Source organism: Azospirillum sp. A1-3 (assembly GCF_023806445.1).
In the GTDB taxonomy this organism is placed as follows: domain Bacteria; phylum Pseudomonadota; class Alphaproteobacteria; order Azospirillales; family Azospirillaceae; genus Azospirillum.
Genome location: NZ_JAMSLU010000008.1, coordinates 397,408 through 423,601, shown reverse-complemented (window position 1 = coordinate 423,601; position 26,194 = coordinate 397,408). Strand labels below are relative to the sequence as shown.

General features: G+C 67.5%; 24 protein-coding genes. 18 read left to right on the top strand and 6 right to left on the bottom strand.

From position 1 onward, the window contains the following. Nucleotides 1-46 precede the first annotated feature (46 nt). A complete protein-coding gene (locus M5E06_RS34940) occupies nt 47-1,330 on the top strand; it encodes a family 4 glycosyl hydrolase (RefSeq protein ID WP_252142177.1) in 1,284 nt (427 codons plus the stop codon). Between the two features lie 6 nt (nt 1,331-1,336). Here the strand turns inward: M5E06_RS34940 and M5E06_RS34935 are convergent, their stop codons facing one another. After that, entirely contained in the window at nt 1,337-2,488 is a 1,152-nt protein-coding gene (locus tag M5E06_RS34935) for an MFS transporter (protein ID WP_252142176.1), read from the bottom strand. Nucleotides 2,489-2,719: 231 nt separating this feature from the next. On the opposite strand from M5E06_RS34935, the gene M5E06_RS34930 reads away from it, so the two are divergent. From M5E06_RS34930 to M5E06_RS34920, 3 genes are read left to right on the top strand one after another with little or no spacing between them, the layout of a single operon-like run. Then, nucleotides 2,720-3,097: a nuclear transport factor 2 family protein gene (locus tag M5E06_RS34930; protein WP_252142175.1), complete on the top strand. Its 378-nt coding sequence runs from the start codon at nt 2,720-2,722 to the stop codon at nt 3,095-3,097. A gap of 29 nt (nt 3,098-3,126) precedes the next feature. After that, a complete protein-coding gene (locus M5E06_RS34925; RefSeq protein WP_252142174.1) occupies nt 3,127-3,942 on the top strand; it encodes an alpha/beta fold hydrolase in 816 nt (271 codons plus the stop codon). Nucleotides 3,943-3,982: 40 nt separating this feature from the next. Beyond that, nucleotides 3,983-4,852, top strand: coding sequence for a helix-turn-helix domain-containing protein (locus M5E06_RS34920; protein WP_252142173.1), 870 nt, complete (start codon nt 3,983-3,985; stop codon nt 4,850-4,852). Nucleotides 4,853-5,039: 187 nt separating this feature from the next. On the opposite strand, the gene putA is transcribed toward M5E06_RS34920, so the two are convergent. The 3 genes from putA to M5E06_RS34905 form a co-directional block, all read right to left on the bottom strand. After that, nucleotides 5,040-8,774 carry a trifunctional transcriptional regulator/proline dehydrogenase/L-glutamate gamma-semialdehyde dehydrogenase gene (gene putA, locus M5E06_RS34915; protein WP_252142172.1) on the bottom strand — a complete coding sequence of 1,245 codons (3,735 nt, stop codon included), beginning with the start codon at nt 8,772-8,774 and terminating at the stop codon, nt 5,040-5,042. 360 nt (nt 8,775-9,134) lie between these two features. Further along, the gene (locus M5E06_RS34910; protein ID WP_109073610.1) at nt 9,135-9,752 is read right to left on the bottom strand and encodes a metal-dependent hydrolase; all 618 of its coding nucleotides are present in this window, start codon (nt 9,750-9,752) and stop codon (nt 9,135-9,137) included. A gap of 201 nt (nt 9,753-9,953) precedes the next feature. Next, complete coding sequence (locus M5E06_RS34905; protein ID WP_109152327.1) at nt 9,954-10,508, bottom strand: DUF1003 domain-containing protein; 555 nt, start codon at nt 10,506-10,508, stop codon at nt 9,954-9,956. Nucleotides 10,509-10,690: 182 nt separating this feature from the next. Here M5E06_RS34905 and M5E06_RS34900 point away from each other — a divergent pair, with 182 nt between their 5' ends. The 7 genes from M5E06_RS34900 (at nt 10,691) to M5E06_RS34870 (ending at nt 17,232) form a co-directional block, all read left to right on the top strand. Next, complete coding sequence (locus M5E06_RS34900) at nt 10,691-10,990, top strand: hypothetical protein (RefSeq protein WP_252142171.1); 300 nt, start codon at nt 10,691-10,693, stop codon at nt 10,988-10,990. A 290-nt stretch (nt 10,991-11,280) separates the two neighbouring features. Further along, complete coding sequence (locus tag M5E06_RS34895; RefSeq protein WP_252142170.1) at nt 11,281-12,711, top strand: glycosyltransferase family 87 protein; 1,431 nt, start codon at nt 11,281-11,283, stop codon at nt 12,709-12,711. A gap of 86 nt (nt 12,712-12,797) precedes the next feature. Next, on the top strand, nt 12,798-13,403 hold the full coding sequence (locus M5E06_RS34890; protein ID WP_109073613.1) for a hemerythrin domain-containing protein: 606 nt from the start codon (nt 12,798-12,800) through the stop codon (nt 13,401-13,403). A 102-nt stretch (nt 13,404-13,505) separates the two neighbouring features. Further along, the gene (locus tag M5E06_RS34885) at nt 13,506-14,678 is read left to right on the top strand and encodes a zinc-dependent alcohol dehydrogenase (protein ID WP_252142169.1); all 1,173 of its coding nucleotides are present in this window, start codon (nt 13,506-13,508) and stop codon (nt 14,676-14,678) included. A gap of 9 nt (nt 14,679-14,687) precedes the next feature. Beyond that, entirely contained in the window at nt 14,688-15,227 is a 540-nt protein-coding gene (locus M5E06_RS34880; protein WP_252142168.1) for a cyclase dehydrase, read from the top strand. Nucleotides 15,228-15,232: 5 nt separating this feature from the next. Then, nucleotides 15,233-16,741 (top strand): nitrilase-related carbon-nitrogen hydrolase, encoded by a 1,509-nt coding sequence (locus M5E06_RS34875; protein ID WP_252142167.1) that lies wholly within the window; start codon nt 15,233-15,235, stop codon nt 16,739-16,741. Next, a complete protein-coding gene (locus tag M5E06_RS34870; protein WP_252142166.1) occupies nt 16,738-17,232 on the top strand; it encodes a DprA-like winged helix domain-containing protein in 495 nt (164 codons plus the stop codon). The genes M5E06_RS34875 and M5E06_RS34870 overlap by 4 nt, the downstream gene beginning before the upstream one ends. Before the next feature lie 2 nt (nt 17,233-17,234). Here the strand turns inward: M5E06_RS34870 and M5E06_RS34865 are convergent, their stop codons facing one another. Then, nucleotides 17,235-17,654 (bottom strand): hypothetical protein, encoded by a 420-nt coding sequence (locus M5E06_RS34865; protein WP_252142165.1) that lies wholly within the window; start codon nt 17,652-17,654, stop codon nt 17,235-17,237. A gap of 120 nt (nt 17,655-17,774) precedes the next feature. Next, nucleotides 17,775-19,085, bottom strand: a complete 1,311-nt coding sequence (locus tag M5E06_RS34860; RefSeq protein ID WP_109150888.1) for an MFS transporter — start codon at nt 19,083-19,085, stop codon at nt 17,775-17,777. Between the two features lie 181 nt (nt 19,086-19,266). Here M5E06_RS34860 and cyoA point away from each other — a divergent pair, with 181 nt between their 5' ends. From cyoA to M5E06_RS34825, 7 genes are all read left to right on the top strand, one after another. Beyond that, entirely contained in the window at nt 19,267-20,379 is a 1,113-nt protein-coding gene (gene cyoA, locus M5E06_RS34855; RefSeq protein ID WP_109150889.1) for a ubiquinol oxidase subunit II, read from the top strand. A 14-nt stretch (nt 20,380-20,393) separates the two neighbouring features. After that, on the top strand, nt 20,394-22,391 hold the full coding sequence (gene cyoB, locus M5E06_RS34850; protein ID WP_109150890.1) for a cytochrome o ubiquinol oxidase subunit I: 1,998 nt from the start codon (nt 20,394-20,396) through the stop codon (nt 22,389-22,391). 3 nt (nt 22,392-22,394) lie between these two features. After that, nucleotides 22,395-23,054: a cytochrome o ubiquinol oxidase subunit III gene (gene cyoC / locus M5E06_RS34845; RefSeq protein WP_502802036.1), complete on the top strand. Its 660-nt coding sequence runs from the start codon at nt 22,395-22,397 to the stop codon at nt 23,052-23,054. Then, nucleotides 23,051-23,473, top strand: a complete 423-nt coding sequence (gene cyoD, locus M5E06_RS34840) for a cytochrome o ubiquinol oxidase subunit IV (RefSeq protein ID WP_252142164.1) — start codon at nt 23,051-23,053, stop codon at nt 23,471-23,473. The genes cyoC and cyoD overlap by 4 nt, the downstream gene beginning before the upstream one ends. Further along, the gene (locus M5E06_RS34835; protein ID WP_252142163.1) at nt 23,470-24,240 is read left to right on the top strand and encodes an SURF1 family protein; all 771 of its coding nucleotides are present in this window, start codon (nt 23,470-23,472) and stop codon (nt 24,238-24,240) included. The genes cyoD and M5E06_RS34835 overlap by 4 nt, the downstream gene beginning before the upstream one ends. Before the next feature lie 101 nt (nt 24,241-24,341). Next, nucleotides 24,342-25,619, top strand: coding sequence for an ATP-binding protein (locus tag M5E06_RS34830; protein ID WP_252142162.1), 1,278 nt, complete (start codon nt 24,342-24,344; stop codon nt 25,617-25,619). Beyond that, nucleotides 25,606-26,172, top strand: coding sequence for a response regulator transcription factor (locus M5E06_RS34825; RefSeq protein ID WP_252142161.1), 567 nt, complete (start codon nt 25,606-25,608; stop codon nt 26,170-26,172). The genes M5E06_RS34830 and M5E06_RS34825 overlap by 14 nt, the downstream gene beginning before the upstream one ends. Nucleotides 26,173-26,194: the final 22 nt, after the last annotated feature.

The following is a 26,194-nucleotide window of genomic DNA, read 5'->3' as shown; positions in this document are numbered from 1 at the left end:
CCGATAAGACGGCGGTCAGCCGCTCCGACCACGGAGGAAACCCGACATGCCCAACACCACGAAAATCGTCTTCATCGGCGCCGGCAGCGCCGCCTTCGGGCTCAGCCTGTTCCAAGATTTGTTTTCCACCACCGAACTGGCCGGCAGCACCCTGACGCTGGTCGACACCAACCCCGAGGCGCTCGACCGCATGGCGGCGCTGGCCGAGGTGATGAACCGCCACGGTGACGCCGGCATCACCATCGAGAAGACCACCGACCGCAAAGCGGCCCTGCAGGGCGCCGGTTTCGTGCTGTGCGCCATCGCCATCGACCGCAACCGGCTGTGGAGGCTGGATTTCGAGGTGCCGAAGAAGCACGGCATCCGCCACACGCTGGGCGAGAACGGCGGTCCCGGCGGTCTGTTCTTCACCCTGCGCACCCTGCCGCTGATCGTCGACATCGTCCGCGACGTCGAGGCGATCTGCCCGGACGCACTGTTCATCAACCTGTCGAATCCGGAAAGCCGCATCGTCCTGGGCCTGTCGCGCTGCACCTCCGTGCGGACGCTGGGGCTTTGCCACGGCATCTTTCTGGCGCGCTGGTTCATCTGCCAGATCCTGGGCATGGCGGAGAAGGAGGTCGATGTCTGGGGCGCCGGGCTGAACCATTTCCAATGGCTGACCGCGATCCGCGAGAAGGCGACGGGGCGCGACCTCTACCCGCTGCTGCGGGAGAAGGAGGCGACGCACGACCCGTCCTTCACCCCGCTGGCGCGGCGCCTGTTCCACGCCTTCGGCCTGTGGGTCACCCCCAGCGACGACCACACCGGTGAGTTCCTGCCCTATGGCTGGGAGGCCGGGGAGCATGGCTTCGACTTCAAGCATGACGAAGAGGGCCGCGTCATCCTGCGCGACCTGATGGACGGCGTCATCGACGGCAGCAAGCCGATCCCCGACGACTGGACCAAGCCGTCCTGGGGCGAGCGGGCGGTGGCGGTGATCGCCGGGCAACTGCACAACCAGAAGCGCTTCATCGAGAGCGGCATCGTCATCAACCGCGGCGTGATCCCCGGCCTGCCCGACGAGCTGGCGGTGGAGGTGCCGCTGGTGGCAGACGCCGCCGGCGTCCACCCGATCTCGCTCGGCCGCCTGCCCGACGGTATCGTCAAGCTGCTGTCGGTCCAGGCCAACGTGCAGCAATTGTCGGTGGAGGCGGCGCTGCGCGGATCGAAGGAGCTGGCGCTGCAGGCCCTGCTGATCGATCCCGTCATCAACTCCAGCACGGCAGCCGTCGCCATCCTGGACGAGCTGTGGGAGGCGAACCGGCCCTATATCAGGGCTTGTTTGTAACGGGGCCTACGCCCGCCCCCGCTGGATCAGCCGGGCCGAGGCGAAGCCCAGACCGGCGGTCAGCGCGCCGACGCCGAGGAACAGCGGGCCGAAGCCGGTGTGGGTGGAGATGGTGCCGTACAGCACAGGACCGATCCCCTGGCCGATGAAGAAGCTCGACGCGAACAGGGCCAGCGCTGATCCGCGGGCGGTCGGCGCCAGCTCCGTCGCCTGGGTCTGCATGGTGTTGTGCAGCATGTAGAAGCCGAAGCCGGCGACCAGGAAGCACAGGCTCACCACCGGCCAGGGCACCGGGAAGGCGATGACCAGATAGGCGAGACCGGCCGCCAGACCGCCGGCCTTCATCATGCCCCATTGGCCGAGCGAGGCGATCAGCCGCCGCACCACGGCGCTGTAGGCGACGCCGCCGATGGCGAAGGCGGCGATGGTCAGCCCGGCCTGGAAGGCTCCGGCCGCGCCATGTTCGATCAGCACCGGCGCCACGAAGGGGAAGACGCCGAAGATCAGCAGCCCTTCCGCCGCCACAGTGGCGAAGACGAACAGGGAGGCCGGGTTGGTCAGCACGGTGGCATAGCGCTGCTGCGCATCCGCCACCGACAGGGGGGAGCGGGTCTCCACCTCGCGCGCCAAGCCAATGAGGGCGGCGACGCAGATCAGCGCGGTCAGCCCGGCGGACAGGCCGAACACCATGCGCCAGCCGAAGGCCTCGGCCAAGGCGCCTGAGACGGCGGAGCCCGACATCTGCCCGAGGATCACAGCCAGCAGGAAGCGGCTGATGGCGATCTGGCGCTCCTCATAGGGCACGCGGTCGCCGATCAGCGCCATGGAGGCCGGGATGATGCCGCCGGCGAAGGCGCCGGCAAGGACGCGCCCGGCCATCACCGTGCCGTAGCTCGGCGCCATGGTGGACAGCACAAGGCCGACGGTCAGGACCGACAGGGCAAGCCGGACCAGCCGCGACTTGCCGATGGCGTCGCCGACCGGCCCCAGCACGATCTGCATCAGCGCATAGGGCAACGTGTAGGCGGAGGCCAGAAGCGCCGCCTGCCGCACCGTCACGCCGAGATCGTCGGCGATCAGCGTCAGCATCGGATCGGTGGTGCGCAGGGAAAAGGCGCTGGCAAAGCCGGCGAGGCCGAGCAGGAAGATGAGACGCATGAAGGATCCGAACGGCGGCGGTGACGGCAAAGGTGATGGTTGTGGACCTTAGCCGGATCGCGGGCATGCGTACCGCAGTGCGACGGTGATGGCAGGCATGCGCGCGCCGCGGGATCATTCGTGTACGGCATTACCTGGCACGTAATCGATTCAGCTCCCGCCATCGGGCAATTCTGGGTTCGCCGGGACAATCCGGCGGCCAGGACAACGGACCGAGAAAGGGACCTGACGATGACCGACGCGACCCACACCCCCGCCGCAATCGCCGACCTCTACATCGCCGCCTGGAACGAGACCGACCCGCAGCAGCGCCGCGCCTTGATCGCGCAGGGTTGGAGCGAGGATGCCAGCTATCTCGACCCGCTGGCGGAGGTGAGCGGCCATGATGGGCTGGACGCACTGATCGACGCGGTGCAGCGGCAGTTCCCCGGCCTGCGCTTCAGCCTGCTCGGGGCTGTGGACGGGCACAATGACCGGCTGCGCTTCTCCTGGGCGCTGGGGCCGGAGGGCGGCGAGCCGCTCGCCCGCGGCACCGATTTCGCCCTGCTGGCGGCGGACGGCCGGCTGCGCAGCGTCACCGGCTTCCTCGACCAGATGCCGACGGCCTGAACCGCAATTCTTTCGCAGGGAGATCGATCATGGGCTTCTTCCAGACCGACGACGGCGTGCGCCTGTTTTACCGCGATTGGGGCAAGAAAGAGGGCGGCCAGCCGATCCTGTTCGTGTCGAGCTGGTCGCTGACCTCCGACGCCTGGGCCTATCAGATGGCGCCGCTGTCCGAACAGGGCTGCCGCTGCATCGCCTTCGACCGCCGCGGCCATGGGAAATCGGACGAGTCACCGTCCGGCTACGGCTTCGACCGGCTGGCGGATGACATCGCCGCTCTGATCGACGGGCTGGATCTGCGCGACGTGACGCTGGTCGGCCATTCGATGGCGACGGGGGAGATCGTGCGCTATCTGACCCGGCATGGCTCCGGGCGGGTGAAAGGCGTGGTGATGGTGGGAACCATCACACCGCTGATGGCGCGCACCGACGACAACCCGGACGGCGTCGATCCGGCGCTGTTCGAGGCGTTCCGGACGGAGCAGCTGCTGCGAGATTTCCCGAAATGGCTCGGCGACAACATCGACCCCTTCGTGAACGAGGAGACCTCGGCGGAGATGAAGGGGTGGATCGTGGACATGGCGCTGCAATCCTCGCTGTTGGCCCTGCTGGAGTGCAACCGCGCCATCACCTCGGCCGATTTTCGCAAGGAGCTGCCGGCCATCGCCGTGCCGACGCTGGTCGTCCATGGCGACCGCGACGTGACGACGCCGCTGGCGCTCGCCGAACGCACGGTGGCGCTGATGCCGAACGCCACGCTGTCCTTCTACGAGGGGGCGCCGCACGGCCTGTTCATCACCCTCCGCGACCGCTTCAACGCGGAACTGCTGGCCTTCGCCCGCGGATGACGGCAACGATGGCAGAAGATCCCGGTTCGGAGCACGTCCCATGCCCCATGGCACCTCTCAGACCACCGGCCGCAACGGCAGGGCACCGGCGGGTCCGCCGGTCGGCGCCCTGCTGCGCTCCTGGCGGCAGCGGCGCGGCCTCAGCCAACTCGATCTCGCCTGCGAGGCGGACATCTCCACCCGGCATGTCAGCTTTCTGGAAACCGGCCGGTCGCAGCCGAGCCGGGGCATGCTGATCCATCTGGCGGAACGGCTGGACGTGCCGTTGCGGGACCGCAACGCCCTGCTGGTCGCCGCCGGCTTCGCCCCGGTCTACAGCGAACACAGCCTGGACAATCCGGCGATGGAAGCGGCGCGCAAGGCGGTGGATCTGGTGCTGACCGGGCACGAACCTTTTCCGGCGCTGGCGGTGGACCGGCATTGGCACCTGCTGGCGGCGAACCGGGCGGTGGCGCCGCTGCTGGAGGGGGTGTCGGCGGAGTTGCTGGCGGGGCCGGTCAATGTCCTGCGCCTCAGCCTGCATCCCGAGGGGCTGGCCGGCCGCATCGGCAACTGGGCGCAATGGCGGGAGCATGTGCTGTCCCGCCTGACCCGCCAGATCGAAGCGAGCGCCGATCCGGTGCTGGTGGCTCTGCGCAGCGAGTTGCAGGGGTATCCGGCGCCGGCCTCGTCATTGGATGATGGCGGTGGCGAGGCTGGGCACCATCCCGACGTGGTGGTGCCGCTGCGGCTGCACACGTCCGTTGGTTTGCTGAGCCTGTTCAGCACGACCACCGTCTTCGGGACGGCGGTGGATGTCACGCTGTCGGAACTGGCGATCGAGGCGTTCTTTCCGGCCGATGCCGAAACGGCGGAGCGGCTGCGCCGGACGCTTGCTGAAATCCCCTCCCCCCCCCGGGGAGAGGGTTAGGGTGAGGGGGGTGCGCGGCGAGGATCTTCAAGAATCGCCCACTCCCCACTCCCCACCAGATCCACGCAATGCATCCCCCTCACCCCGACCCTCTCCCCGCTTTCGGCGGATCTTTGATCCGCCTGTCGCGACAGCGCAAACGAAGTTTGCGCGATAGCGGGGAGAGGGGGATTTCCCCTTCCCGTTCTCAGCTCATCGCCACGAGGCTGGCGTTGCCGCCGGCGGCGGTGGTGTTGGTGCTGACGGAGCGCTCGTTCATAAGCCAGGCGATCTCCACACCCTTGCCGCCCATTGGCACGCCTTGGGTCAGGACGATGGGGCCGGGCAGTTCGGCGATGCGGCGGTTGGCGGCCAGCAGACGGGCGGAGTCACCCTCCACCAGCGCACCGGCCAACGGGCCGAAGCCGGTCCAGGCCGCTGTCACCCGAACGCGGGCGGCAAACTCGGCCGGCAGACCCTTCAGGCCGGCGGTGACGGTGCCGTCGCCGTCGACCACCACCTCGTTGCCGGTGGCGAGCGCCGCGCCCAGCAGGCGGTACAGCCCCTCCTCCGTCTGCGGCAGCAGCAGGATTCGGCCGCGCGGGATCAGGCTGTAGATGTTCTGCTCACCCACCGGACCGGCCAGTTCGACGCTGCCGCCGACAGGGGAGCGCTTCGCCAGCGCCCGGACGTTGGTGGCGATGTCCGCCTTGCCCTGGTCGGCCAACCAGTCGGCCAGCGCATGCGCCGGCGCACGTACGGCGTCGCTGCCGCGCATGCCCAGCTCCAGGGACGGACGTACGGACAGCAGGCGGGACAGGTACAGCGGGCCGCCGGCCTTCGGGCCGGTGCCGGACAGGCCATGGCCGCCGAAGGGCTGTACGCCGACCACCGCGCCGATGGTGTTGCGGTTGACGTACAGGTTGCCGGCCTCGATCCGGCTGGTCACGCGGTCGATGGTGGCGTCGATGCGGGTGTGCAGGCCGAAGGTCAGGCCATAGCCGGTGCCGTTGATGGCGTCGACCAGCCGGTCCAGATCATCGCGGCGGAAGCGCAGCACATGCAGGACCGGGCCGAACACCTCGCGCTGAAGGTCGGCGATGCCGTCGATCTCGATGATGGTCGGTGCGACGAAGGTGCCGTTGGCGGTCTCCGGCGGCAGCGGCAGCGACTCCACCCGGCGGCCCTTGGCCCGCATCGCCTCGATATGGCGGGTGATGCCGTCGCGCGCCTCCGCCGTGATGACGGGACCGACGTCGATGGCGAGACGGTCGGGGCTGCCGAGGCGCAGCTCGCGCATCGCGCCCTTCAGCATGGTCAGGGTGCGGTTGGCGACATCCTCCTGCAGGCAGAGGATGCGCAGGGCCGAGCAGCGCTGGCCGGCGCTGTCGAAGGCGGAGGCGATGACGTCGCCGACCACCTGCTCCGCCAGGGCGGAGCTGTCGACGATCATGGCGTTCTGACCGCCGGTTTCGGCGATCAGCGGGATCGGCGCGCCGTCCGGCGACAGGCGCCCGGCCAGCTGGCGCTGGATCAGGCGGGCCACTTCGGTGGAGCCGGTGAACATCACCGCGCGGGTGCCGGCATGGCCGACCAGGGCGGCGCCGACCTCCCCCGCGCCGGGCAGAAGCTGGACCGCACCGGCGGGAACGCCGGCGGCGTGCAGGATGCGCACGGCCTCCGCCGCGATCAGCGGGGTTTCCTCCGCCGGCTTGGCCAGCACCGGGTTGCCGGCGGCGAGCGCCGCGGCGACTTGGCCCGAGAAGATGGCGAGCGGAAAGTTCCATGGGCTGATGCAGACCACCGGGCCCAGCGGACGGTGCGTACCGTTGTCGAAGCCGTCGCGGACGCGGGCGCCGTAATAGCGCAGGAAGTCGATGGCCTCGCGCACCTCGGCGATGGCGTTGGCGGTGGACTTGCCGGCCTCGCGGATGATGAGGCCCAGCAGGGTCGGCATGCGCGCCTGCATCTCGTCGGCGGCGCGGAACAGGCAGGCGGCGCGCTGGGCCGGCGGGGTGGCGGCCCAGACCGGGGCTGCGGCTTCGGCGAACAGGAAGGCGTCGGCGATGTCGGCCGGGCTGGCCTCGACGCAACTTCCGACGACGTCGCGGTGGTCGGCCGGGTTCAGCACCGGCTGGGCCTTGCCTTGGCGCTCGCCATGACGTTCGCCATCCGCCAGCAGCGGGGCGGCGGTCCAGGTCACGGCGGCGCTGTCGCGCATCGCGGCGGAGAGGTCGGCCAGCGTGGTTTCGTTCGACAGGTCGAGACCGGCGGAGTTCGCCCGCTCCGCGCCGTAGAGATCCTTGGGCAGGGCGATCAGCGGGTTCTTCTCGCCCACCGGCAGGGCGGCGCGGGCCTGGGCCACCGGGTCGGCGACCAGATCGTCGATCGACACGCTCTTGTCGGCGATGCGGTTGACGAAGGAGCTGTTGGCACCGTTCTCCAGCAGGCGGCGGACGAGATAGGCCAACAGCGTCTCGTGCGTGCCGACCGGGGCATAGACGCGGCAGGGCCGCTTCAGCGGGCCGACCACTTCCTTATAGAGCGGCTCGCCCATGCCGTGCAGGCACTGGAACTCGTACTGGCCGACCTTGAACGCGCCGTTCAGATGCGCGGCCATCTGGTAGATGGTCGCCAGCGTCTGCGCGTTGTGGGTGGCGAACTGCGGGAACACCGCGTCGGGCGCCGACAGCAGCCGGCGGGCGCAGGCGGCATAGGACACGTCGGTGTGCAGCTTGCGGGTGTAGACCGGGAAATCCTCCAGCCCGTCGACCTGGGCGCGCTTGATCTCGCTGTCCCAATAGGCGCCCTTCACCAGACGGACCATCAGCCGGTGGCCGCTGCGCCGGGCCAGATCGACGACGAAGTCGATGACATAGGGGCAGCGCTTGCCATAGGCCTGGACGACGAAGCCGATGCCGTTCCAGCCCTTCAGGTCCGGATCGAAGCACAGCGCTTCCAGCAGGTCGAGCGACAGCTCCAGCCGGTCGGCCTCCTCGGCGTCGATGTTCAGGCCGATGTCGTAGCTGCGGGCCAGCCGGGCCAGTTCGGTGACGCGCGGCAGCAGTTCGGCCATCACGCGGTCGGCCTGGGCGCGCGAATAGCGCGGATGCAGGGCCGACAGCTTGATCGAGATGCCGGGGCCGTCATAGATGCCGCGCCCGGCCGACGCCTTGCCGATGGCGTGGATGGCTTTCTCGTAGTCGGCGTAGTAGCGGTCGGCATCGGCGGCGGTGGTCGCCGCTTCGCCGAGCATGTCGTAGGAATAGCGGAAGCCTTCCGCCTCCATCTTGCGGCTGTTGGACAGAGCCTCGTCGATGGTCTGGCCGGTGACGAACTGCTCGCCCATCATCCGCATGGCCATGTCGACACCACGGCGGATCAGCGGCTCGCCACCACGCAGGATCAGCTTGGTCAGCGCCGAGGACAGCGCCTGCTCGCCGCCGAAGCTGTCGGCCAGCACACCCGTGACCTTGCCGGTGACCAGCAGCCCCCAGGTCGCGGCGTTGACGAACAGCGACGGGCTGTTGCCGAGATGGGCGCGCCAGTCGCCGCCGGCGATCTTGTCGCGGATCAGCGCGTCGCGGGTGGCGCGGTCGGGAATGCGCAGCAGCGCCTCCGCCAGACACATCAGCGCGACGCCTTCCTGGCTCGACAGGCTGTATTCGTGGATCAGCCCCTCCACCCCGCGTCCCTGCGGCTTGGCGCGCAACGCGGCGATCAGCGTGCGGGCGGTCTGGGCCGCAGCATTGGTCACCTCGGCCGGCAGCGTCGCCTGATCGACCAGCCACGCCACGCAGTCCGGCTCCGGCCGGCGATAGGCGGCGGTGATCGCCTGACGCAACGGGCTGGCCGGACGAACGACGGGGGCGAAGGCGGCGAAGGGGCCGGTTCCACTGGAGAGGGACGGCTCGGAGGCGGGGGCGGCGCTCGGGTCGGTCATCTGGTTCATCGCGTGGCTGGCTCTGGTCGGGGGGCGTGGAGCGGCACCTGTCCGACGGGTTGCGGAGGCCGATCCGATGCCTGTCAGGCTAACCGATTTTCCGGGTTCCTTTCCAACTGGTATTTTCGCCATTTCTCCGATTTAAATTCCGATTATAGGCGCTCACGCAGAATGAATTATGAGCACTGCGGCAAAATCTCAGAACATCCGGCCGGTTTTCGCGGCCACACGGCGGGAGTATCCGTTTTTACCGAATAAAAGTCGGCAGTGATGGCTTCCCGCCGACGGTACAGGGGGAATGTCCGGCAGGATTCCGCAAATTCGATGGATTAATGGACCGAACACCCGAACGGCCGGGGTTCAGCCCTTCAGCGGCTTGGGCCGGCTGGTTTCCGGCGGCTTGCGCACGGGGATCGGCGGCGCGGCCTTCTCCATGCCGCTCTCCCCCAGATAGGTCTGCGCCGCTGCGACGACAGAGCGCCAGGGCCGTTGCAGCGGGAATTCCGGCCAGCCGTTGGCGAACAGGCCGGAGATCATCCAGCCCGCCATCAGCGTCACCGCCAATTGTTCGGAAAAACCGCCGGTCTTCAGGATCGGCAGGGCGAAATTGCGCCGCCGCTTGATCGGCCACAGCAGCGGCAGGCCGGCCGGGGTCAGCAGGTCGCCGGCCAGATGGGTGAGATAGCCGACAATGAAGGGGATCAGCAGGCGCTGGTAGGCGGCATGTTCGTGCAGGACCCACAGGCAGCCGGCGATGGCCAGCGCCGAATGGGTGACGCCGCGATGACCGAAGATGTTGGAGATCGCGGTGGACAGCGGCTTGACCATCTGCCCCAGCGTCGACTTCGGATGGTCGATGTCCGGCGCCAGCGCCCCCAGAATCGCCGCGCCGAAGGCGACCGCGTCGAAGGTCATCCCGTACCGGCTCGACAGGTAGAACCAGGTGGCGCCACCGACGATTATGTGAGAGGACGCCATCACCGTCGGGTCACCGGGGCCTGAAGCTGGTCTCTGTCGGGACGGCTCCTGTGCCGGACCCGAAATTGTGGGGAGTTTGACCTTAGAATACTTTCCGGCCCAAGAACAATAATTCAAGCAGAAACAAGGGATTCCCTAAACGCATAACCTCCATGCGTTCGGCAACGGCGGGTTGCCGGAAGACCGGCGGCGGCGGGCGATTCACTCCTGTTCGTTCTTTGCCTGGGTCGCTTCGATTTCATCCAGCACGGCATCGGGGGCGACATCCTGGCGGATGACGTCCAGTTCGGCGTCGACCTCCGTCTCCACCCCCAGATGGCCGGCGATGGCGGAGACCAGCGTGACCAGCTTCGTCACCTCATGCTCGGCCAGCAGGCTGATCTGCAGGTCGAGGTCGGCGCGCTTGTCCGACACCGCGGCCATGCGGTTCTGGCTGATGAGGACGAAGGTGGAGAGGAAGATCGCCTCCACCGACGCGATCATCGCCAGCACGACGAAGGACGGATCCCACGGCTTGACGATGGGCAGCCAACCCAGATTGATCAGGATCCAGCCGCCGAACAGGATCAGGTGCAGATAGACGAAGCGCATGCTGCCGGTGAAGCGGGTGACGGTATCGGCGATGCGGTCCTGCAGCGTCGCCTCCACCTCCTCCCGTTTGCGGCGGGCTTGCAATGCGTGGATGTTGCGCTCCAGCACCGCGCTGAGACCGCTGGCCTGGGGCGGCGGATAGGTGGGCGGGCGTTGTGCCGACATGGTGTCTCCGTGGTCTGCGGCGGCGGTTCGGCTGTCTCCATGATTCCGCGGTCGCCGTGACCGCCGCCGACAGAAAACCGTGGCGGCATGCGGGCGTTCCGGTCCCTGTCCGTCTGGCCGGTGCCGGAACTCCGGCCGGGACGGGATGTTGGCCGAAGGACAACCAAAACCGGGAGAACCAGATGGACAAGTCCAGGAATCAGGATCAGGACCGGCACGTCTCCAACGCCGACAGCCCCAAGCCGGGCGCCCAGGGGGGCGGACCGGTCACTCCCGGCCGCGCCGGCCAGGGCATGGGCGTCGGCACCGGCAGTTCCGACGACCTGCCGCACACCGTCGGCGGCGGGCCGTCGACCACCGTCACCGTCGGCGAGGGCACCGGCCAGCGCCGCGATCTGCCCGACCAGCACGCCGCCCCGCCGACCCCGAAGGAGGATGCCGGCAAGCGGCCGCGCAACCGGGAAGCGGGAAAGCCGGGCTGAGCGATTCCGCGCGAGCCCCCTGCTTCCCGCCCCTTCTTTCTTCCTCCGAACGCGCCGGCGCCGCCGCGGCGGGGTAGCTTGCTACCGCCGCGGGTGTCTGGCGTTTAATGGCATTACTCCCATCCGGCACGGGCGGGGCACATTCCCCATCCGCAGTGCTCTGGCATAGTTTCGCGGACCTGCCGGCAGTTGAAGCCGGGCACAACGCCAGGGAGTGGTCGCCGATGGACTCGAAGGAATTCGCAAGCGCGGCAGACGGATCATTGGATGGGCCCTTGGGGGATGGGCCCTTGAGCAATGGCGGCGGTGCGGCGGTTGGCGTTATCGGCAACCACCGCTTCGCCGCCTGGATGCTGTCCGTCGCGTTTCTGTTCGTTCTCAGTGTCGACACGCTGCTCGGCGTCGTTCTCAGGCCCTTTCTGGATGCAGCGCTCGACACCACGGTCTGGGACGTCCTGCTTCTGATCCTGGGCAAGTCGCCGGAACACCTGCCGCTCGATTCCTGGGAACCCATGATGACGGCCTTCACCTGGCTGCATGACAATGGGCAAGGCAACGTCTACGACGCCATCTTCTTCACCAAGCATGTGAAGTTCCAATATCCGCTGACCTCGCTGCTGGTGCTGGAGGCGATGTCCGCGCTCGGTCTGCTCCATCTGCGGATCTATGCCCTGATCAACCTGCTGATGGTCGTCGCCACCGCCGGCGGCATGGCGCTGCTGATGCGCGAACTGGCCGAACGCATGGGCTTCGACCACACCGTGCGCAACGGGGTCAGCCGGCTGACGCTCGCGGCACTCGGCGCGGTGGCGACGCTGTGCTTCTTCCCGATCGTCAAGGCCTTCGCCGTCGGCCAGATGCAGGTGTGGCTGAACGCCGCCTTCGTCTTCGCCACCCTGTTCTACGTGCGCGACCAGCGGGCGCTCGCCGGCGCGCTGCTCGGCGCATCGACGCTGATCAAGCCGCAGATGTCGCTCTTCCTGATCTGGGCGCTGCTGCGCCGGGAATGGGGGTTCGCCATCGGCTGGGCGGCGGTGGTGATTCCCGGCTTCGCCGCCGCCAGCGCCCTTTACGGCTTCGGCCCGTCGCTGCATTACCTCGACGTGTTGTCGTTCCTGGGCCAGCATGGCGAAAGCTATTATGCCAACCAGACCTTGAACGGGCTTCTGCACCGCCTGCTGCAGAACGGTCCCAACCTGCTGTTGAACACCAACGGCGAGGCCGAATGGCGGGGCAGCGCCTTCCCGGCCTACAATGCGCTCGTCCATGGCGCGACTCTGGTCTCCGGCATCCTGTTCGTCCTGTTCGGCCTGCTGTGGCGGATCCGGGACGGGGCCGGCGGCGAAATGGGCGACCGGCGGCAGCCCATCGCCTCCTTCCTGGTGGCCGGCACCTGCTTCACCATCGGCACGCCGATCGCCTGGATCCCGCATTACGGCGTGCTGCTGCCGGTTTGCGCCTATCTGCTGTTCGTCCTGATCGACCTCGCCGCCCGGGACCGGCGCCGCGGCCTCGGCAAGCTGCTGCTGCTGGGCATCGGATTCGCGATCGTGAGCAACGACTTCTTCCATCCCCTGAACGAGCTTGCCGATACCCCCCTCAACGTCCTGCAATCCTACCTGTTCTTCACCGCCCTGCTGCTGCTCCACCTGCTGGTGACGACAGCGGATACGCCGCGGGCGTCGCGGCAACCGTCCGCTCCGCCCCTGCCCGCGCGCTGACGGTCAGCGGAACGCCTGCCGGAACGCCGGGGCTCGCGCGCCTGTTGGTGAGCCAGATCACCCAACCGGCAGGAAGGAGCCCCGCCATGGCACGGTATTCGGGAGCAGGCTATTCGCACGGAGACGATACGGGCTGGCTGTCGGCGCGCGGGCTGGCGATGATGGCCGGCGGGGCGGCGCTGGCGCTGGTGGCGAGCCGGCTGCTGCCGCCGGTGGTGGCGCAGTTGGCCGGCACCGCCCGCCATGCCGCAGGGCGCGACGGCATCGACGCGCTGATCGACGACCACCGCCACATCCAGTCGCTGCTGGTGGAGATGGTGCAGACCCCGATGGACGCGCCGGGCCGCCGCACCCAGCTGCTGCTTCGCCTGAAGCGCCGGCTGGCCGCCCATGCCATGGCGGAGGAGGACGTCGTCTATCCGCTGCTGCACGACCAGGCGCGGAAGGAGGAGGACGCCAAGCATCTCTACGGCGAGCATGCCGAGATGAAGATGCACCTGTTCGACCTGGAACAGACGCCGAAGGACGATCCGCGCTGGCTCGCCGTCGCGCTGGACCTGAAACGCATCGTCGACGGCCATATCCGGCAGGAGGAGGAGATCGACTTCCCCGCCCTGCGCAACAGCCTGGACGACGGCCAGACCGCCATCATGTCGGGCGGCGTCGCCCGCGAAAAGGCACTGATCCTCTGACCATCGCCTTTCGACAAAGGACCGGACGGCATCGGAACGCTCCGGCCGCCGGTCCTGTTGCTGAACGCGACCGTCACGAAGGCAAGAGTCGGGGAGATATCGATGAGAGCACTGGTCTGGCATGGCGCCAACGACATCCGCTGCGACACGGTCCCGGATCCGGAGATCGAGCATCCGCGCGATGCCATCGTCAAGGTGACAACCTGCGCCATCTGCGGGTCCGACCTTCACCTGCACGACAATTTCATGCCGGGCATGGAGAAGGGCGACATCGTCGGCCATGAATTCATGGGCGAAGTCGTCGAGGTGGGATCCGACGCCAAGAGCGCGCTGAAGGTCGGCGAGCGGGTGGTGGTTCCCTTCACCATCTGGTGCGGCGAATGCGACCAGTGCAAGCGCGGCAACTATTCAGTCTGCGAGCGCTCCAACCGCAACAAGGCGCTGGCTGACAAGCTGTTCGGCCACACCACCGCCGGGCTGTTCGGCTACACCCACCTGACCGGCGGCTATGCCGGCGGGCAGGCCGAATATGTGCGGGTGCCGATGGCCGACCGCACCCACATCAAGGTCCCCAGCGGGCTGACCGACGAACAGGTTCTGTTCCTGGGCGACATCTTCCCCACCGGCTGGCAGGCCGCCGCCCAGTGCGACATCCAGCCGACCGACACCGTGGCGATCTGGGGCTGCGGCCCGGTCGGGCAGATGACGATCCGCAGCGCCGTCCTGCTCGGCGCCAAACAGGTGATCGCCATCGACCGCGTGCCGGAACGGCTGGCGATGGCCAAGGCCGGCGGCGCCATCACCATCAATTTCGAGGAGGAGAGCGTCGTCGAGCGGCTAAACGAGCTGACCGGCGGCAAGGGTCCGGAGAAATGCATCGACGCCGTCGGCATGGAGGCGCACGCCACCGCCACCATCGACAGCATGATGGACCGGGCCAAGCAGGCGCTGATGCTGGAATCGGACCGCGCCCATGTGCTGCGCGAGATGATCTATGTCTGCCGCCCGGCCGGCACGCTGTCGATCCCCGGCGTCTATGGCGGGCTGATCGACAAGATGCCCTTCGGCATGGCGATGAACAAGGGCCTGACCTGGCGCATGGGCCAGACCCATGTCAACCGCTGGACCGACGATCTGCTGAACCGGATCCAGGAAGGACAGATCGACCCGTCCTTCGTCATCACCCACACCGTTCCGCTCGATCAGGGACCCGAGATGTACAAGACCTTCCGCGACAAGCGGGACGGCTGCATCAAGGTGGTCCTCAAGCCCTGAGGTGAAGACATGGCCTATTACAACCGCTCCTCGGCCGGAGACAACCTCGCCCGCGGGCTGGGCTGGTTCAGCATCGGCCTCGGCGTCGCCGAGCTGATGGCCGGCCGAACCATCGCCCGCTGGATGGGGATGGAGGACAAAACCAACCTGATCCGCGCCTATGGCGTGCGGGAGATCACCGCCGGCGTCGGCCTGCTGGCTCTTGGCGATCCCAAGCCCTGGATCTGGAGCCGCATCGCCGGCGACGCCGTCGACATGGCGACGCTGGCGGAGGGGATGCGGGACAATCCGCGCGCCGGGAATGCCGGGATCGCCTTCGGCGCCGTGCTGGCGGCGACGGCGGTGGACATCGTCTGCGCCCAGAAGCTGCACCAGGAGGAGGCCCATTACCGCAGCCTGCCGGTGCCGGACTACAGCGACCGCAGCGGCTTCCCCCGCCCCGTCTCCGCCATGCGCGGTGCGGCCAGCGACGCCCCCATCGCCGAGGACATGCGGACGCCGAAGATCCTGCAGTTCCAGCCGGCGGCCGTCCAGCCGGCAAGCTCCTGACCCAGATGCAGCACCCGGCCGACCTGTTCATGAGCCTGTGGCGCCGGTTGCAGGAGCGCCGCGACGAGGTCCGCATTCTGGCCGAAAAGCTGGAGGCGGACCACGCCCGCGCCGGGCAGCTGGCCGACGAGGCGGCGGAGCGCCTGCGGTCCGGTGTCCGGGCGCTGGAGGAGTGGGCCGGATCGGAGTTGGACCGGACATTGGCGGCGGCGCAGGCCATCGACGCATGGTTCGCGCCGCTGGCCTGCCGCTATCGCCATCGGGCCGACGACCCTCTTCCCGCCGAGCGGCTGGAGGCGCGCCGCCGCCTGAACCGCGACGGGCGGTTCAACGCCGATCCGGCCGACGGGCAGCTGATCCTGCGGCCCGGCCTGCTCGCCCGCGCCATGAACATCCGCGAGACGGCACCGCCCAACGCCCTTTCACCCGGCGCCGATCCGGAGGCGTTCGATCCCGTCGATCTGTTCACCAACCTGCTGGCGGTGCCGCCCAGCCTGACCATCGAGGCGGAGCGCGACGGCGATCCGAAACGGCGCATCGCGGTGGAGTACCGGCGCATCGCCGCGGTGTCCGACCAGGACCCGAGCGATCCTGCCTGGACGCCCATCGTCGGCGTGGTCCCGCTGGCCGAGGCTGAGGACGAACTCGCCATCCACCAGTTCCGCCGCGACGGCGAGGACTGGTACGACCCCGCCCCGCGCGCGCTTGGCCGCCGCGCCGCCGACGCCATCGCCGGGCTGGCAGAACAGGGCGCCAATTTCGTGCTGTTCCCGGAGGTCTCGGTCCATGCCGACTCGCTGGCGGCGATCCAGCAGGCGCTGCGTGCCCAGGCGGTGGATGGGCCGATCCGCTATGCCCTGCTCGGCGTGAAAGAGGAGGTGGAGGGCCGGCCGCGCAACCGCGTGATCCTGCTCGACCGCTGCGGCCGGGTGATCGCCAGCCAGACCAAGCTGCATTGCTGGGACCTCGACAGCGACCAGTGCCGCTCCTACGACCTGCGCGACCGCAACGGCCGGCTGCTGGACTGCGCGCGCGAGAACATCGAGACCGGCGACCGCTTCACCCTGTTCGAACTGCCCGACCTCGGCCGGCTCGCCGTCGCCATCTGCGAGGATCTGGGGCGGACGGAACCGAGCGCCTGGATCGCCTCGGGCATGATGGTGGACTGGCTGGTCACCCCGGTGATGGACAGCGGACTGACCACCGAACGCTGGCAGGCGAAGGAGGGCGGAGCCTCGTCGCGCGCCGGCTATTGCCGGGTGATCGTCGCCAACAGCATGGCCCTGTCGCACCGCTTCAACCGCTACTGCCGCGCCAACGGCGAAGAGGACAAGATCATCGAGGCGTGCGGCGTCGCCCTGTTGTTCCAGCCGCGGGCGAGCCAGGCCAGCGCCCCGCGCATCGCCTGCCTGACCCTGCCGCTCGCCGATCCGGCGCCGGGCTATGCCTGCGCCCGTTGGACGCCGGCCGACTGGCCCGCCCTGCCCGACCCGGAACCGGAGGGGAGCGAATGAGCGCGTTGGAAGCGGCCTTGCGGACGCTGGGCGACGAGCTGCTTGCCGCCGTCGAGCGGGGGGATTGGGCGGTCGCCGATGCGGAATTGGAGACGTTGGCTCAGGAAGCGGCGGCTGCCATCGTCGCCGGCCGGAGCGACGATCTTGCCGTGTTCGCCCGGATCACCGCCCGCTGCCACACCGCGCTGTCCTTGCAGGACGATCCGGGCGGGGAGGCGATGCAGCGACTCGGTCAGCTGCGCATGCTCGCGGTCATGGTCGCCGCCGCCCGCAGCCACACCCCGCCACGCCCAGCTGACGCACTGTCCGCAACCGCTGGCGCGGTGCTGACGGCGCTGGCAAGCGGACCGCAGACCTGCCCCGCCATCGTCCAGGCGACCGGGCTGTCGGCGGAGCAGGTCGGCGCCGTCCTGCCGGAACTTCGCGCCGCCGGCCTCGTCCGCTCCTGGCCGGCCGGACGGCTGACCGTCAACGCACTCGAGTCAGGCTGACGTCAATCCACCGTGAAGGTGTTGCGCAGCGACCCGTCGGCGTTGACCATCTGGTAGCGGCCATCGGGAAGCTTGTAGATCTCCATGCATTGCTGGCGCGGATCGATCTCCAGCGTCAGGCAATAACGGTCGTCCGACACCGTCCAATGGCCGTATTCGTTGCCCTTGGCGCCGGAAATGACGATCGACCCGTCCTTGGAAAAGCGGTTCAGGTAGGATTTGCCGCGTGCATTCACGATGCTCAGCGTGTGGCCGCCGAGCAGCGTCGACAGCTCCGGCCCGGTCAGGCGCTGGGCGCCCGGCTTGCGGTAGTCCGGCTCGAACCCGGCGCAGGCCGATAGGCCCGCCAGGGCGGCCAGCGTCACCACGAGAAGACGCCCGCGACCAGGGAAGGCGGGACGGGAATGGGATGACAATCGCATGGGGACGGGCCGCCTTTTCCGGTTCGTTGCACCGATCAAGATTGGCGGTGACGGCGTATCCGACAAGTCATGAGGGTTGCCCGCCCGCCGCAAGAGTGGCGGCGGGCGGGCGCAACCCCGTCAGGACGACAGCGTCTTGTTGATCCGCAGCGCCACCAGCGTGCAGATCGCGCCCGACAGCAGGTAAAGGCCCGACGCGAACAGCCCGAAATGGCTGGACAGGTAGAGCGCGACGAAGGGCGCGAAGCCGGCCCCGAACAGCCAGGCCAGATCGGAGGTCATCGCCGAGCCTGTGTAGCGGTACTGCTGGCTGAAGCCCGACGCCACCGACCCCGACGATTGGCCGAAGGACAGGCCGAGGATGACGAAGCCCAGCACCATGAACACCAGCTCGCCCACCTTGCCGGCGTCGAGCAGCATCGGGGCGAAGCCGCTGAACACCGCGATCGCCGCGGCACAGGTGCCGAGCAGCGTCCGCCGCCCCACCCTGTCGGCGATGTAGCCCGACGCGACGATGGCCAGCGTGCCGAAGACGGCGGCGATCACCTCGATCATCAGGAAGACGCCGGTCTCGTCCCGCGCATACACGAAGATCCAGGACAGCGGGAAGACGGTGACCATGTGGAACAGGGCGAAGCTCGCCAGCGGGGCGAAGGCGCCGATCACCACGCGCTTGCCTTCCATCTGCAGCGTTTCCACCACGGGGGCCGGCTGCAGTTCGCGGTTCAGGAACAGGCGTTCGAACTCCGGCGTCTGCACCAGACGCAGGCGGGAGAACAGGGCCACCACATTGATGGCGAAGGCCACGAAGAAGGGATAGCGCCAGCCCCAGGCGAAGAAATCCTCCGCCGACAGGCTGTTGACCATGTAGGCGAACAGGCCGCTCGCCACGATCAGGCCGATCGGCGCGCCCAGCTGCGGGATCATGGCGTACCAGCCGCGCCGATTCTCCGGCGCGTTCATCGCCAGCAGCGAGGCCAGACCGTCCCAGGTGCCGCCCAGCGCGATGCCCTGGCCGATGCGCGACAGTGCCAGCAGCCATGCGGCGGCGACGCCGATCGCCTCGTAGTCCGGAAGAAAGGCCAGCGCCACCGTGGAGATGCCCAGCAGGAACAGGGCGATGGTCAGCTTGGCGCTGCGCCCGTAACTCTCGTCGATGGCCATGAAAATGAAGGTGCCGATCGGTCGCGCGACGAAGGCCAGCGCGAAGATGGCGAAAGACCAAAGGGTCCCGGTCAGCGGATCGACATAGGGGAACACCAGCTTCGGGAAGACGATCACGGAAGCAATGGCGTAAACGAAGAAGTCGAAAAACTCGGACGTTCGGCCGATGATCACGCCGATGGCAATTTCTCCGGGGTTGACCCCGTGATGCCGCGCGTTCACCAGCCTCGCATCCCGTTCAACCGCCGCAATCGATGAAGTCATCATGTCGGCTCCGGCTGCGTTATTTCGCTTGCGATGATCCGCAGATCATACAATATGGGGCACCAACTTTCAGTGCCCTGTCAAGCGCGCAGGCGTGAGGCATTGGACAAATTGTCCAATGTCACAGCTAGGCTATTGCCGCTAGCTGTCTCCCCAAAGCAAACCTTATGAAACAGGTCCTGCCTTGAGCCGTTATCGCGCAATCGCCCTGCTGCCAGTGATGGCGGCGTTGAGTGGCTGCAACCTGGTCGTGCTGAACCCGGCCGGCGACGTTGCAAGCCAGCAGGGAGACCTTGTGGTCATCTCCACCCTGCTGATGCTGCTGATCATCGTCCCGGTCATGGCGCTTACCGTGCTGTTCGCCTGGCGTTATCGTCAGTCCAATAGCACGGCCCGCTACGAACCGGACTGGGACCATTCGACGCAGCTTGAACTGGTGATCTGGGCCGCCCCGCTCCTGATCATCATCTGCCTGGGTGCCATCACCTGGGTGACCACCCACAAGCTCGACCCCTACCGTCCGCTCGACCGCATCGCGGCGGACAAGCCCGTTCCCGCCGGCGCCAAGCCGCTGGACGTGCAGGTGGTGGCGCTCGACTGGAAGTGGCTGTTCGTCTATCCGGAATACGGCATCGCGTCCGTGAACGAGATGGCGGCGCCGGTCGACCGGCCGATCCGCTTCAGCATCACCGCGTCGTCGGTGATGAACTCCTTCTACGTTCCGGCGCTGGCGGGCATGATCTACGCCATGCCGGGCATGGAGACGAAGCTCCACGCCGTGATCAACGAGCCGGGGACCTACAAGGGATTCTCGTCCAACTACAGCGGCGCCGGCTTCTCGCACATGCGCTTCAACTTCCTCGGCCTGTCGAACGAGAATTTCGACGGCTGGGTGTCGAAGGTGAAGTCGGCCAACGGGTCGCTCGACCGCAACGCCTATCTGGCGCTGGAAAAGCCGAGCGAGGCGGTTCCGGTCCAGCATTACGGCAGCGTCGATCCGAAGCTGTTCAACGCCGTCGTCAACATGTGCGTTCGCCCCGGCACCATGTGCATGAGCGACATGGCCGCCATCGACCGCGCGGGCGGGCTGAACGCGGGCGGCAAGGCCGCCGCCGAGGCGATCCTGCGGGCCAACACGCTGGCCGGTTTCCCGGACACCCAGCCGACCGGCCTGTGCACCGTCGCCGAGGCCGTTGAAGCCGCTGCGTCAAACTCGGGCGCCGTGCAGCGCCCCACCGTCACGCCGATCAGCGCGTCCGCCTCCCCGGCCGGGCCGCAGCGGCTGGCCAATCCCTGATTGGGCACACCGGCATGCTTGAGACACTGACGACCTTCCTCTTCGGGCGCCTCAGCCTGGAGTCCTTCCCCTATCACGAGCCGATCGTCGTCGCGACCTTCTTCGCGGTGGTGCTCGGCGGCATCGCGCTGGTCGCCGCCCTCAGCTATTTCAAGCTGTGGGGCTACCTGTGGACGGAGTGGTTCACCACCGTCGACCACAAGCGCATCGGCATCATGTACATGGTGCTGGGCCTGATCATGCTGCTGCGCGGCTTCGCCGACGCCATCATGATGCGCGCCCAGCAGGCCATGGCCTTCAATGGAAGCGAGGGCTACCTCAATTCCCACCATTTCGATCAGGTCTTCACCGCCCACGGTGTGATCATGATCTTCTTCGTCGCCATGCCGCTGGTGACGGGGCTGATGAACTATGTCGTGCCGCTGCAGATCGGCGCCCGCGACGTGTCCTTCCCGTTCCTGAACAATTTCAGCTTCTGGATGACCGTCGGCGGCGCCGTGCTGATCATGGCCTCGCTGTTCGTCGGCGAGTTCGCGCGCACCGGCTGGCTGGCCTATCCGCCGCTGTCGGGTCTGGAGGCCAGCCCGGACGTCGGCCCCGACTATTACATCTGGGCCTTGCAGGTGGCGGGCGTCGGAACGACGCTGTCGGGCATCAACCTGATCTGCACGATCGTGAAGATGCGCGCCCCCGGCATGACCATGATGAAGATGCCGGTCTTCACCTGGACCTCGCTCTGCACCAACGTCCTGATCGTCGCCTCCTTCCCGATCCTGACCGCCGTTCTGGTCCTGCTGTCGCTGGACCGCTATGTCGGCACGCACTTCTTCACGAACGACATGGGCGGCAACCCCATGATGTACGTGAACCTGATCTGGATCTGGGGCCATCCGGAAGTCTACATCCTGATCCTGCCGTGCTTCGGCATCTTCTCGGAAGTGACCTCCACCTTCACCGGCAAGAAGCTGTTCGGCTACACCTCGATGGTCTACGCGACCGTCGTCATCACCATCCTGTCCTACCTGGTGTGGCTGCACCACTTCTTCACCATGGGTTCGGGCGCCAGCGTGAACTCGTTCTTCGGCATCACGACGATGATCATCTCGATCCCGACGGGTGCGAAGATCTTCAACTGGCTGTTCACCATGTACCGCGGCCGCATCCGGTTCGAGCTGCCGATGATGTGGACGATCGCCTTCATGCTGACCTTCGTACTCGGCGGCATGACCGGCGTGCTGCTGGCGGTTCCGCCCGCCGACTTCGTGCTGCACAACAGCCTGTTCCTGATCGCCCACTTCCACAACGTCATCATCGGCGGCGTGCTGTTCGGCCTGTTCGCCGGCATCTACTACTGGTGGCCGAAGGCCTTCGGGTTCCGCCTGGATCCGTTCTGGGGCAAGATGTCCTTCTGGTTCTGGGTGATCGGCTTCTACTTCGCCTTCATGCCGCTCTATGTCCTGGGCCTGATGGGCGTCACCCGCCGCCTGCGCGTGTTCGAGGATCCGTCGCTGCAGATCTGGTTCCAGATCGCCGCCTTCGGCGCCGTCCTGATCGCGCTGGGCATCGGCTCCTTCCTGATCCAGATCGCCGTCAGCGTCCTGAAGCGCAAGCAGTTGGTCGACGTCACCGGCGACCCGTGGGATGGCCGTACGCTGGAATGGGCGACCTCCTCGCCGCCGCCGGGCTACAACTTCGCCTTCACGCCGGTCATTCATGACAACGACGCGTGGTGGGACATGAAGAAGCGCGGCTACAACCGTCCGCTGGAAGGCTTCCGCCCGATCCACATGCCGAGCAACACCGGCACCGGCGTCATCCTGGCCGGCATCAGCACCGTGCTCGGTTTCGCCCTGGTCTGGCACATCTGGTGGCTGGCCGCGGTGAGCTTCATCGGCCTGCTGGCGGTCGCCATCAACCATACCTTCAACTACAACCGCGACTTCCACATCCCGGTGGATGAGGTGGTGCGGACCGAGAGCGAGCGGACCCGTCTGCTCTCCGGACAGGTGTAAAGCATGACGACGACCGTTGAAGCCATGCACGACCGTCACGTGGGGCACGACACCCCGCGTGACGCCACCCCGCCCGTCTTCTATGTGAGGGACGAGCACGCCCACGAAGCCGCCAGCACCGCGCTCGGCTTCTGGATCTACCTGATGAGCGACTGCCTCATCTTCGCGGTGCTGTTCGCGACCTACGGCGTGCTGGGCACCAGCTACGCCGCCGGCCCGACGCCGAAGGAGCTGTTCGACCTGCCGCTGGTGGCGCTGAACACCTCCATGCTGCTGCTGTCCTCCATCACCTATGGCTTCGCCATGCTGGCGATGGAGAAGGGCCGCACCGGCCAGACCCAGGCCTGGCTGTTCATCACGCTGCTGTTCGGCCTCGCCTTCCTGGGCATCGAGCTGTTCGAGTTCGCGCACCTGATCCATGAGGGCGCCGGTCCCGGCCGCAGCGCCTTCCTGTCGTCCTTCTTCACGCTGGTCGGCACCCACGGCCTGCACGTCACCTTCGGCAGCGTGTGGCTGGTGACGCTGATGGTCCAGGTCGCCCGCCGCGGCCTGATCCCGGCCAACCGCCGGCGCCTGATGTGCCTCAGCATGTTCTGGCACTTCCTGGACGTCATCTGGATCGGTGTGTTCACCTTCGTCTATCTGATGGGAGCGCTGCGATGAGCACCCACGCGCACAGCGACCACCACGCCCATCAGGGCCATGGCCATGCTGACCACGGTCATGGTCATGACGACCACGGCCACCCCGCGGGCGCCCACGGCACCTTCGGCAGCTATATGATCGGTTTCGTGCTGTCGGTGATCCTGACGGTGATTCCGTTCTGGCTGGTGATGAACGGCACGCTGGACAATGCGACCACCACGGTCGTGATCCTGGCGCTGGCCGTCGTCCAGATCCTCGTCCACATGGTGTATTTCCTGCACATGAACGGCCGCGTCGAAGGCGGCTGGTCGATGCTGGCGATGATCTTCACGATCATCGTCGTGGTCATCATGTTCGCCGGTTCGCTCTGGGTGATGTACCACCTGAACCACAACATGATGCCCGGCATGACCCACGACATGAGCAAGATGCCGTGACCGGACTGCCGTCCGCGCCCCCTGCGGGCGGCACACCGAAGAGGGCCCGCCCGGTCTGGGCGCTGGCCCTCTTCGGCCTTCTGGCGCTGGCCGGCGTCGCCGGCCTGACCGCGCTCGGCGTCTGGCAGCTCGAACGCCGGGTGTGGAAGCTGGACCTGATCGAGCGGGTGGACGCCCGCATCCACGCCTCCCCCGTCCCGGCACCGGGTCCGGAGGCGTGGCCGTCGGTTTCGGCCGCGTCGGACGAGTACCGCCGCGTCGCCGTTACCGGCCACCTCCTGAACGACCGCGAAACGCTGGTGCAGGCCGTCAGTGATCTGGGCGGCGGGTTCTGGGTGATGACGCCGCTGGTCACCGACCGCGGCTTCACCGTCCTGGTCAACCGCGGCTTCGTATCCCCGGAAAAGCGCGATCCCGCATCCCGTGCCGAGGGGCAGGCGCAGGGCGAGGTGACCGTTGCCGGCCTTCTGCGCCTGACCGAGCCGAAGGGCGGTTTCCTGCGCAGCAACGACCCGGCCGCCGGCCGCTGGTATTCCCGCGACGTCGCCGCCATCGCCACCGCGAAGGGGCTGGAGCAGGTCGCCCCCTATTTCATCGATGCCGACGGCACCCGCAATCCCGGCGGCTGGCCGGTCGGCGGGCTGACGGTGGTCAGCTTCCCCAACAGCCATCTCAGCTATGCGCTGACCTGGTTCGCGCTGGACCTGATGCTGATCGGCGCCGTCCTCTACGTCGTCCGCAGCGAGATGCGGCGCCGGAGGGCATGACACAGGCGCACCGAAAACTTCGCCGAAAACTCCCCGGCCGCCGCTCACTCTCTATATATATCGGTGGGCTGATGAACCGGGTGAGGAACAGGACGTCTTTCGTGCGCGACACCACCGACCGCAAAAACCTGTTCCTGCTCGTCCAGCTGCGTTGGCTCGCCGTCGTCGGGCAGATCGTGACGATTCTGATCGTCCATCTGCAGATGGGCATCAGGCTGCCGCTGCTGCCGATGGCGGCGGTGATCTTCGTGCTGGTGGCGCTGAACATCGCCAGCCTGATCCAGATCCGCCGCAGCTCCGCCGTTTCCAACACCCAGCTTTTCCTGGAACTGCTGATCGACGTCTGGGCGCTGACCTTGCAGCTCTATCTCAGCGGCGGGGCGTCCAACCCCTTCATCTCGCTGTATTTGTTGCAGGTGGCGCTGGGGGCGGTGCTGCTGGAGGCGTGGTCGGCCTGGGCGCTGGTTCTGGTGGCGACCGCCGGCTTCACTTGGCTGATCGGCACCCACCAGCCGCTTCCCCTGCCCCACGCCTATGAGGGCGAGCTGTTCAGCCTGCACATCCAGGGGATGTTCATCTGCTTCGTGCTGGCGGCGAGCCTGCTGGTCCCCTTCCTCACCCAGATCAACCGCAACCTGCGCGCCCGCGACGCTTATCTGGCGGAACTGCGCCAGCGCTCGATGGAAGAGGCGCATATCGTCCGCATGGGGCTGCTGGCGTCGGGGGCGGCGCATGAGCTGGGAACGCCGCTCGCCACCCTGTCGGTGATCCTCAACGACTGGCGCCGCATGCCGGCGCTGAAATCCGATCCCGATCTGGCGGATGAGATGGCGGAGATGCAGAACCAGATCGACCGCTGCAAGGCGATCGTATCGGGCATTCTGCTGTCGTCCGGCGAGGCGCGCGGCGAGGGCACGGTGCGCACCACGGTGAAGGGCTTCCTCGACGGTCTGGTGGAGGACTGGCTGTCCAGCCGCTCGCCAGGCCGCTTCGACTACGACAACGCCGTCGGCCCGCAGGAGCGGATGATCGCCGACCTCGCCCTGAAACAGGTGCTGTTCAACGTGCTGGACAATGCGCTGGAGGCCTCCCCCGACTGGATCGGCGTCGCGGCGCTGCGGCAGGGCGACAATCTGGTGGTGGCGGTCAATGATTGCGGCCCCGGATTCGACCCCGCCATCCTGGAGGAGTTGGGCAAGCCCTACCGCTCCACCAAGAAGCGGCCGGGCAGCGGGCTCGGCCTGTTCCTGGTGATGAATGTGCTGCGCAAGCTGGGCGGGACGGTTTCGGCCAAGAACCGGGCTGCCGGCGGCGCCACCGTGACGCTGACCCTGCCGCTGTCCGCCCTGTCGCCGGGAGGCTCCGATGGAGACGACTGAACTGGAGATCCCCGAGTTCGAGGGGGGCGACCGCACCCTGCTGATCGTCGAGGACGATGCGTCCTTCGCCCGCGCGCTGCGCCGGTCCTTCGAACGCCGCGGCTACGAGGTCCATGCCTGCGCCGGGCTGGACGAGATGCGGGAGATCCTGGAGACTTTGGATCCCGACTATGCCGTGGTCGACCTGAAGCTCGCCACCGGGTCGGGCCTGGAGTGCGTGAAGGAGCTGCACGAGGCGGACGAGGAAACCCGCATCGTCGTGCTGACCGGCTTCGCCAGCATCGCCACCGCGGTGGAGGCGATCAAGCTGGGCGCCTGCCATTATCTGGCCAAGCCGTCCAACACCGACGACATCGAGGCGGCCTTCGAGCGCACCGAGGGCGACACCTCCATCGCGCCGACCGTCCGCACCACCTCGATCAAGAATCTGGAGTGGGAGCGCATCCACGAAACGCTGGTGGAGACGAACTTCAACATTTCCGAGACCGCGCGGCGGCTCGGCATGCACCGGCGCACGCTGGCGCGCAAGCTGGAGAAGAAGCGGGTGCCGTGACCGGGCGCCCGCCCCTGCCCCT